The 8,465-nt window shown below is 64.9% G+C and carries 8 protein-coding genes, 1 tRNA gene and 1 pseudogene; 3 read left to right on the top strand and 7 right to left on the bottom strand.

Features of this window, described 5'->3' with window-relative positions:
- Positions 1–126 (top strand): annotated as a pseudogene (locus MRBLAR12_RS21030) (IS3 family transposase); the annotation flags it as partial.
- A gap of 512 nt (positions 127–638) precedes the next feature.
- On the top strand, positions 639–1,457 hold the full coding sequence (locus MRBLAR12_RS21025) for a hypothetical protein (protein WP_229995599.1): 819 nt from the start codon (positions 639–641) through the stop codon (positions 1,455–1,457).
- Here MRBLAR12_RS21025 and MRBLAR12_RS21020 read toward each other — a convergent pair.
- The 7 genes from MRBLAR12_RS21020 to MRBLAR12_RS20990 all read right to left on the bottom strand — a co-directional run bounded on the left by MRBLAR12_RS21020 (position 1,444) and on the right by MRBLAR12_RS20990 (position 6,597).
- The gene (locus MRBLAR12_RS21020; RefSeq protein WP_229995598.1) at positions 1,444–1,683 is read right to left on the bottom strand and encodes a hypothetical protein; all 240 of its coding nucleotides are present in this window, start codon (positions 1,681–1,683) and stop codon (positions 1,444–1,446) included. The two genes, MRBLAR12_RS21025 and MRBLAR12_RS21020, sit on opposite strands and share 14 nt — an antisense overlap.
- 122 nt (positions 1,684–1,805) lie before the next feature.
- A complete protein-coding gene (locus tag MRBLAR12_RS21015) occupies positions 1,806–2,387 on the bottom strand; it encodes a recombinase family protein (RefSeq protein ID WP_229995597.1) in 582 nt (193 codons plus the stop codon).
- A gap of 246 nt (positions 2,388–2,633) precedes the next feature.
- On the bottom strand, positions 2,634–2,999 hold the full coding sequence (locus MRBLAR12_RS21010; protein WP_229995596.1) for an FtsX-like permease family protein: 366 nt from the start codon (positions 2,997–2,999) through the stop codon (positions 2,634–2,636).
- 439 nt (positions 3,000–3,438) lie between these two features.
- Positions 3,439–3,511 (bottom strand) — tRNA-Arg (locus MRBLAR12_RS21005).
- A 158-nt stretch (positions 3,512–3,669) separates the two neighbouring features.
- Entirely contained in the window at positions 3,670–5,277 is a 1,608-nt protein-coding gene (locus MRBLAR12_RS21000) for an FAD-dependent oxidoreductase (RefSeq protein WP_229995595.1), read from the bottom strand.
- Positions 5,274–6,146 carry an FAD:protein FMN transferase gene (locus tag MRBLAR12_RS20995; RefSeq protein WP_229995594.1) on the bottom strand — a complete coding sequence of 291 codons (873 nt, stop codon included), beginning with the start codon at positions 6,144–6,146 and terminating at the stop codon, positions 5,274–5,276. The genes MRBLAR12_RS21000 and MRBLAR12_RS20995 overlap by 4 nt, the downstream gene beginning before the upstream one ends.
- A 7-nt stretch (positions 6,147–6,153) precedes the next feature.
- Positions 6,154–6,597, bottom strand: a complete 444-nt coding sequence (locus MRBLAR12_RS20990; RefSeq protein ID WP_229995593.1) for an FMN-binding protein — start codon at positions 6,595–6,597, stop codon at positions 6,154–6,156.
- Positions 6,598–6,795: 198 nt separating this feature from the next.
- Between MRBLAR12_RS20990 and argS the strand changes: the two genes are divergently transcribed.
- Positions 6,796–8,460 (top strand): arginine--tRNA ligase, encoded by a 1,665-nt coding sequence (gene argS / locus MRBLAR12_RS20985; protein ID WP_229995592.1) that lies wholly within the window; start codon positions 6,796–6,798, stop codon positions 8,458–8,460.
- Positions 8,461–8,465 lie beyond the last annotated feature (5 nt).

Here is an 8,465-nt window from a genome sequence, read left to right as displayed (position 1 = left end):
GCCAGGCGGGATGTCATCCGCTACATCGAGGGCTTCTACAACAGCCGGCGCCGGCACTCCGCCCTGGATTACCGCTACCCCAACGAGGTCCACTACAGTTACCAGCAGCCGCCCGCGGCAGCGTAGATAAAACCACTAATCCGCTGTCCGAAATCTCCCAAGCGGCCCAGTGGCCGATCGGGCAAAGGGCATGGTTTGCCAGCAGTGCCCGAACGCGCGACGCACAGTGACACCCGGGGACGGCGAGAACTGGGCTTTCGACGCATTCTCAAAAACGATCGTTTGTTGAGTGCCAACATGACGGCCAGCCGTGGTGCTGCTGTCCCCGGGTGTGACTGTTAACTTCGTTTGGCGGTTAATTCACAGTTCAAAATGGCGGTTCGTGCTGCGTTTAGGTGTCCCCGGAGCGGGCACAAAGTCGGGCTAATGCAGCTGATGCTTGGCCTTCCTCCCGAAGATCGGATCTGAATAAGGCCATAAGTACCGAGGGAGCGAGTACCCGCTACTCGTGACAGAGAGAGCAACCGTGTCCTATGATTCAGGCGCCGGAAAGATCCGGCGCCTGAAGCGGCCAGTCTCACCGCGCCTGGCTTCACAGCCCCAATAAACACCGGTGACACATTTTCCGGGGAGAGACCATGAAGAAAACCCTGCTCGCGTTGGCCACAGCAATCGCACTGATGTTCGCCGCCCCGATGGCCGCAACAGCCGCCACAGCGATCAACAGCAGCAACAATAGCAATAACAGCAGCAACAACAGCAACAAGAACAAAAACGACAACAAGAACAAAAACAACAAGAACAAGAAGGCCCCGGCCCCGGTCTGCCAGCCCGGCACGCCGCCACCTTCCAACCAGTACCCGGGCGTACCCGTGGTGGCAACCAGTTTCGAATCCCGAACGCTGGAGGGGTTTATTGCCAGCACGTCGGGGACCGGGACGGCCTCTGTCACTTCCGACCAGCACCATTCAGGGGGCTGCGCGGCCTTCCTGCACGTCACGGATGACTCAGGCTCGGTGGCCAAGATGTCAGCAACCCTGCCGGCGGGCTCCTCGGGCGCCTACGCCGACGGCTGGTTCAATATCAAGACGGCGGGCAACGTAGGAAACAACGTCCCGTATTTCCGGTTCTTCAATGGTGGCATCCGTGTGGCCGATGTTTTCCGCGACAACGGCAACGGCCAACTGTGGCTGCGCGTAGCGTCCCCTTCGGGCACTTACGGATACACCAACCTTGGACTGGCGGTACAGCTCGGCTCCTGGCACAAGGTGGTGATGCGCGTGGTGGCCAACGGTGCCGCCTCCACCGTTGAGGTCTGGTTCGACGCCAGCCTCCTCTACTCCAGCCACCAGGTCAGCACAGGGTTCACGACGCTGACCCGGGTGCAGCTGGGGGCGGAGCACCCCCGGCAGGTGGGCGACAGCTATGTCGACGATGTCATTATCAAAGCTTCATAACGCCGCTGCCATACGCGGACTGGCTACTGGCGCATGTGATTGAGATCCCGCCCGGCAGAAGCTCGAATCTGATCAGCTGGAAGGGACGTTCTGCAGCAGGGTGGAGGAAGCCGAACTCGAGGTCGATGTGCTCGTCTTTGAGGATGGCGCCCGCGATGACGGCGATCTGGCTGTCATCATGTTCCAGGTAGTCTCCTCGCACTGTGCCATATTCGACCGTTGTCATTTTCAGGAGTCGTCTGCACCAGTTCATGGGACAGGACGGGGCGAGGACTGTTGACATCGGGATGCCAGAGGTCCGTGCACCGTCATGCATTTTTTCAACAGTCGTCTGCACCAAAGGTCGAGCTACGGGACTGCAACTGCTTCAGGGTTCGTCGCCGGGACCCAGCGGTACAGTGTGGGCACCGAGACCCCGAGGCTGGCGGCAACTTCCTTTGGCGGCGTTCCCTGGCTGAGGAGCTTCCGAGCTGAGCGGATCTTGGCTTCAGTCATTACACGTTTGCGTCCGCCGACCCGGCCCTGTTCGCGCGCTGCCTGTAGGCCTGCCTGGGTGCGTTCGACCATGAGCTCGCGTTCCATCTGCGCCAGGGAGGCCATCACGTTGAAGAAGAAGCGGCCCGAGGCGGTGGTAGTGTCGATCGAATCGGTGAGGCTGACAAAGCCAATGCCGCGCTCGTTCAGGCCTCCGGCGAAATCCAGGAGGCCCTTCACGCTGCGGCCAAGACGGTCCAGCTTCCACACGATGAGAGTATCTCCCTCACGGAGTGCTTCCAGCGCTTTGGCGAGACCTGGGCGGCCGGCCTTGGTACCGCTCATTGTGTCCTCAAAGATGCGGTCACATCCTGCACCTTTTAAGGCAGCCAACTGCAGATCAAGGTTCTGGTCGCGCGTGGACACTCTGGCGTAGCCGATACGGTGTGCAGCCATATGGGTTTCTCTTCTCAAAACTCGATGCGGACTCCTGGCTCGACCGTACAGTTCCGAGAACTATTTATGAGAACCGCCCGGCGGGGCGGGGCTTCTCATTGCAATGGCGGTTTCCCGCCGAACTGCGCGGCCTTCGGGTCCCTGGCCGCAAGCGCCGCCATTCTCGATTTAAGGTGTTCTTGAAATCCTTCGTTTCCGAGAAGGTCGCTGGCATTCCCATGGCCGGCGTTCGTGGGGACTGCGGTTTCATTCGAAGCGTGTAGCCGTCATTGGGGTATTGCCCCGGATGAGACCGAATGTCGCGGTGACCGCTCCGAGGGCCAGGAGCAGGCTGAGGCCCAGAGCCGTGAAGTAATCGGGGGCCGGCCAGGTCATCTGGTAGGTGTCGTCAATGAAGGTAACCATCAGCCAGGCCACGAGGAATCCGAGGCCGACTGAGAGCAGCAGCACGGTCAGGAGCGGGACTGCTGCTTCACGGGTGATGATGCGGCGCAGGACGGAAACCGGCATCCCCATCAGTCGCATCAGACCCAGAACTCTCTTACGGTCCAGAACGGCGGAGGCGGTGGCGACGGCAAGGGACAGGCCGGCGATTGCGATCGCGACAAACATTCCGCGGCATGTGGGGGCTACCCCGGTTGACGGACATACGCCCTTTGACGGGTGCCGGACTCAGTTTCCTGGCGGCGGCTGAACGGAAACACGCGGTGCCGCCGTGTCTTCCTCGCACATCGTTGCTGGGGGTCCCTCAAGCTCCAGCAGGCGCCGCCTGCAGACGATGCCGCGGAATGGGAATCTCACTGCTGATGATCCGCGGTGTCGCGACTCGCTCCCTTCGTGCCCGGCGATCCAGATTGGCCCGGGGAGTCTGGACATTCGGGCACAAGTTGTGGTTCTCCGCTGGCGTTGGGCCACGCAACAGTCCGGAGGTGACATAAAAGTAACACCTAGCCGGGGAAGCGGTGGGAATCGGGGGGCATGAATCATCCGTCATGTCAAGCTGATCAGCAAAAACCCCGCCACTTCCGTGAAATGACGGGGTTTTCTTTTGTGCCCTCGATAGGATTCGAACCTACGACCTTCTGCTCCGGAGGCAGACGCTCTATCCCCTGAGCTACGAGGGCATCCAGGGTTCCTGCCGTTACCGGCGGGACGTCCTAGAGCTTAGCAGGAAGGTGGCCCTCAACGGAAAATCGGCACACATTTGTGGAGTCTGGTGGAACCAAACGCGTCTTAAGTAGGCTTCAAATGCGTGATAAATCCCGCGAATTGGCCGGTCCGCTCAGTAGCCGGCGAAGAAATCCACATGGACCCGGCGTGCGCCCGCGCCACGTGCCGCGGCCCGCAGCGAACGCACGCTGGCGGGCGAGCCGGAGACGAAGACATCCCGGCCCCCGATGTCGGGGACCAGCTCCTTGAGGGCCGCCGCGTCAATCCTCCTGGCGCCTGCATCCTCCATGTTGGCCGGCGGCACCGAACCGTCGGCAAGCCGGGCCAGGATGCGCGCCCCGGAGCGCTGCAGCTCCTCGGCGTAGCCCAGCTCGGCGGCACTCTTGGCCAGGTACAGCAGGACAACGTCGCGGTCCCCGGTGGGGCTCCCGGCTGATTTCCCGGACGGGGCCCCGGCTGACGCCGCAGCCAGTTGGGCCATATAGGGGGTGATGCCGATTCCGGCCGCGATGAGCAGCACGGGGGCGGCCGGGTCCCGGGGCAGGACGAAGTCGCCGTTTATCGTGGTCGCGGTGAGCCCGTCGCCCGGTTCAAGGGCCAGCAGCGAGCGCTTGGCTGACGACACCGGCTCCGCCGTCCCCACCCCGATCGTCAGCAGGGATGCGCCGGGCGCGCTGGTCAGGCTGAACACGCGCCGGATTCCCTTCCCATCACCCTTGGCATCACCTTTGCGGATGCGGTTGCCGCCGGCCGTGTCTGGAGGCAGGTGCAGCTCCAGGGACTGGCCGGGAATGAAGCGCACCGGGCGCTCCGGGCGGAAGCTGAATTCCGTCGTCGTGGGCGTCAGCGGACGGCTGGCGACGAACCGCAGCCGGACCCCGCCGCGCTGTCCAACGGCGAAGGCGAGCACGTTGCCCACCAGCAGCGCCAGCTCGGGGGAGTTGGCCACAAAGCCCAGGTTGTAGGGGACCGCGAACAGCACCCCGACGACGGCGGCCAGCGCCAGTTGCTGCCAGCGCCGCGGGGGCAAGGTGAGCGGTTCGGTGAGCATGAACCCGACGAAGAACAGCACCGGGCGCTGCGCGATCGGTTGCCACAGGGCCTCGGGAAGCTCCATCCCGGCCCGGAGCAGGTCCGCGGCCACGATGGACACGGCGACCACGGTGAAGACGGCAGCCATGGCAAACTTCCGGGTCCGGTACAGCACCAGCAGCACCCCCGGCAGCACAAGCCAGAGCATTGCCGGCGTCGCCGCCCACCAGGTGGCAATATTGAGCCCGGTCAGCCCGGCGAGGAATGCGCCGGCCGCCGCGGGATTGAAGATGTGCCGTCCGCGCCAAGCCAGCGCATACTTCGAGGCCGAGGCCAGGACACAGGCCAGGGCGACGCCGGCGAGCTCAGCCAGCTGGAGCCCCTGTGTCAGCTGGCTGGGCCAGAAAAGGAAGTACAGCAGCAACCCGGTGATGAGCGAGGATTCCGTGTGCGGCCGCACGTGGAACAGTGCGGCGATGCCCTGGTTGGAGGCGTAGGTCAAGCCGAGGCACAGGACAAGGTGGGCCAGCATTTCCGGCAACCCGAACGTCAGCCAGCCCAGCACGTTGAGCAGCAGACTGTAGCCGGCCAGGACGGCCAGGACCCAGAGCACCAGCCGGTACATCGTGAGCCGGCCCAAAGCGGTGTCCAGCCTCGAGCCGAGGGCAGTGGTGGTGATGGCAGTCATGAAAACAGGGCCCCTTCAAAATCGGATGAAAATTCCGCGTGCCCGTCCGAGTAGGCGGTGAGCCAGGCGAAATCGAACTCCTGCTCCAGCCTCGGACCGTCGACAAAGAACAAAGCGGTGGCGAGCGCATCGGCCACCATCGCGGTCCCGGCCATGGCCCAGCTGGCGACGACAGTCCGCACCGGCGCTCCCGTTAAGCCATCGAGCACGTGATGGAACCCGTCGCCCCAGGCCCGCCGGTTGGCGGCGGAAGCGCAGAGGGCGCCGGCCTCGAGCTGGACGGTGCCGATTGCCTGGGTTGGATCGTAGGGATGCTCGAGGGCAACCATCACCGGATCCGGCCCCGGATTCAGCAGGTCTCCGCTGGCATCGATGAAGTGCTCGGCCAAGCCATCGTCCCGGAGTTCGGCGGAGAGCAGGTCGGCCAGCTGCCCCTTTCCGGCCGCGCCGACGTCGATCACAACCGGGGCCGTGGTTGTCAGCGCGGGGCCCTGCCAGTCCAGCACATCCTCCCAGCGCGGCGCGGGAAGCGGAGCACCGCCCGGGCGCAGGCTGTAGTCGGCGTCGTAGCCCAGGCGCTCGAGGCTGCCGCCGATGAGCGGGGTCATTGCACCCCCGGTGAGCCGGTACAGCGTGCCATACAGTTCGGCCAGGGCGGCTGATTCGGCGGGCAGCTCAATGCGGCCAGGTGTTCGGGCGGCGTCAGCAATGAGGGAGTCGGGCCGGAATCGGGACCACGCGGCGTCGTACCTCTCCACCGTGGCGAGCAGCCCGCGGCGGTGTTTTCCGGAGAGCCGGGAGGGCGTGGAAATCTCCCAGCGGGTCCCGATCCCGTCAAAGCTGAAGTGCGACCAGCCCGGATGCGGCACGTCCGGCCTACTGGGCCTGGGCCTGTGTCTTGATATCCGCCACGGCCCGGTTGAAGCCGCCGCTGGTCAGCGAGGATCCGGCCACTTTGGAAACCTTGATCTCGTCAAGCTTCTTGCCCACCACCTGGGCCTGGATGCCGCTCGCGAACTCGCCCTGGAATTTGCGGGTGTTCGGATTCGACGGGTGCGGCGTGATCTTCACGTCGGACACGGCTCCGCTGGCCAGCGTGAGTTCCACGCCGACGGTCTCAGTGCCGTTGGGGGAGGTGTAGTTGCCGTCGGCACTGTACGTGCCGTCCTTGTAGGAGCCGGTGCCGGCAGCGGATTCGGACGCCGGGGGCGCGCCCTGTGCGGCCGGCGCCTGCGCAGCCGGGGCGCAGCCAGCCGCAGTTCCGGCCACGGAGAGGCCGGCAATGCCGACGAGGACGCTTTTGCGGAAGGCGGTATTCATGCGGGACTCGATTCTTTGCGGGGATCGGACAGCGAACAAGGTGGAGGCACTGACAGGGTTGAAGACGTTGATTTCAGGGTAACGGTTCACCCTCGGTGCGAGGCATTGAAGACCTTGGGTTTTCCCGGAGCCCTACCCCAACCGTCATGCCGGGCCCCAGATTCCGCCACACCACGGGCCCACCGGTAGGCTAGAAGTGTGACCCCAGAAGAACTCTCCCTCGCCATATCCGCCTGCCTGAAGGACGCTGTAGCGGCCGGTGACATAGCCCTTTCTGCAGCCGACATCCCGGATGAGGTGCGTGTGGAGCGCCCGAAGAACAGGGACCACGGGGACTGGGCCACCAACGTCGCCCTCCAGCTGGCCAAGACGGCGGGCACCAACCCGCGGGAGTTCGCGTCCGTCCTCAGCGCCCGGCTCAAAACGATCGACGGCGTGTCCGCGGTTGACATCGCCGGCCCCGGCTTCCTGAACATCACCGTGGACGCTGCTGCCGCCGGCACCCTGGCCAAGGCGATCGTCGAGGCAGGCACCGCCTATGGCACCAATACAGCGCTCGCCGGGCACGTGGTCAACATGGAGTTCGTCTCGGCCAACCCCACCGGCCCGCTGCACATCGGCCACACCCGCTGGGCCGCCCTCGGCGACGCGATCGCCCGCGTCCTGCGGGCCTCAGGTGCCGACGTCACGGCCGAGTACTACATCAACGACGCCGGCTCCCAGATGAACGTGTTCGCGAACTCCGTGTTCGCCAGGCTGCACGGCCGGGACGTGCCCCAGGGCGGCTACCCGGGCCAGTACATCGCGGACCTCGGCCACGAGGTGCTCACCGAGCACCCGGACATCCGCGAACTCACCGAAGTGGCGGCCCTGCCGGTGATTCGGGGCGCCGCGTACAAGGCGCAGATGCACGACATCAAGCAGACGCTGGCCGAGTTTGGCGTCGACTTTGATGTCTACTTCTCGGAGCAGGAGCTCCACGACGCCGGCGCGATAGAAGACGCCGTCGCCCGCCTGCGCGAACAGGGCCACGTCTTCGACGACGGCGGCGCGGTCTGGCTGCGCACCACCGACTTCGGCGACGACAAGGACCGCGTGATGGTCCGCGCAAACGGTGAGCCCACGTACTTCGCCGCCGACGCCGCCTACTACTTGTCCAAGAAGGACCGCGGCTACACCGAGAAGATCTACCTCCTCGGCGCCGACCACCACGGCTACATCAACCGGCTCAAGGCCATCGCGGCCGCCGCGGGCGATGACCCCGAGGTCAACATCGAGGTCCTGATTGGCCAGCTGGTTTCCGTCAACGGCGCCAAGCTGTCCAAGCGCGCCGGCAACATCATCGAGCTCAAGGACCTCATCTCCTGGCTCGGCAAGGACGCGGTCCGGTACTCGCTCGCCCGGTTCCCCGCCGATTCGCCGCTGACGCTGGACCCGGACCTGCTGAAGAAGCACAGCAACGAAAACCCGGTGTTCTACGTCCAGTACGCGCACGCCCGCTCCCGCGGTGCCGCCCGCAATGCCGTGGCCGCAGGCGTGGACCGCCGTGTGAACGGCAAAGACAGCTTCAATGCCGCCCTGCTGGACCATCCCACCGAAAACGAGCTGCTCTCGCACCTGGGCAGCTATCCCTCGATCGTGGCGAAGGCCGCCGAGTTGCGCGAGCCCCACCGCGTGGCACGCCACCTCGAAGTCATCGCCGGCGCCTACCACCGCTGGTACGACGCCTGCCGCGTGGCACCCCAGGGCGAGGAACCCATTACGGACACCAACCGCACCAGGCTGTGGCTCAACGACGCCACCAGCCAGGTGCTGGCCAACGGACTGGAACTGCTGGGCGTCTCGGCGCCGGAACGGATGTAACCGCC

The sequence above is a fragment of the Arthrobacter sp. LAR12-1-1.1 genome (assembly GCF_040676555.1).
Lineage (GTDB): Bacteria > Actinomycetota > Actinomycetes > Actinomycetales > Micrococcaceae > Arthrobacter.
The sequence above is the reverse complement of the archived record's forward strand: the minus strand, read 5'-3'. Positions and strand labels throughout refer to the sequence as shown.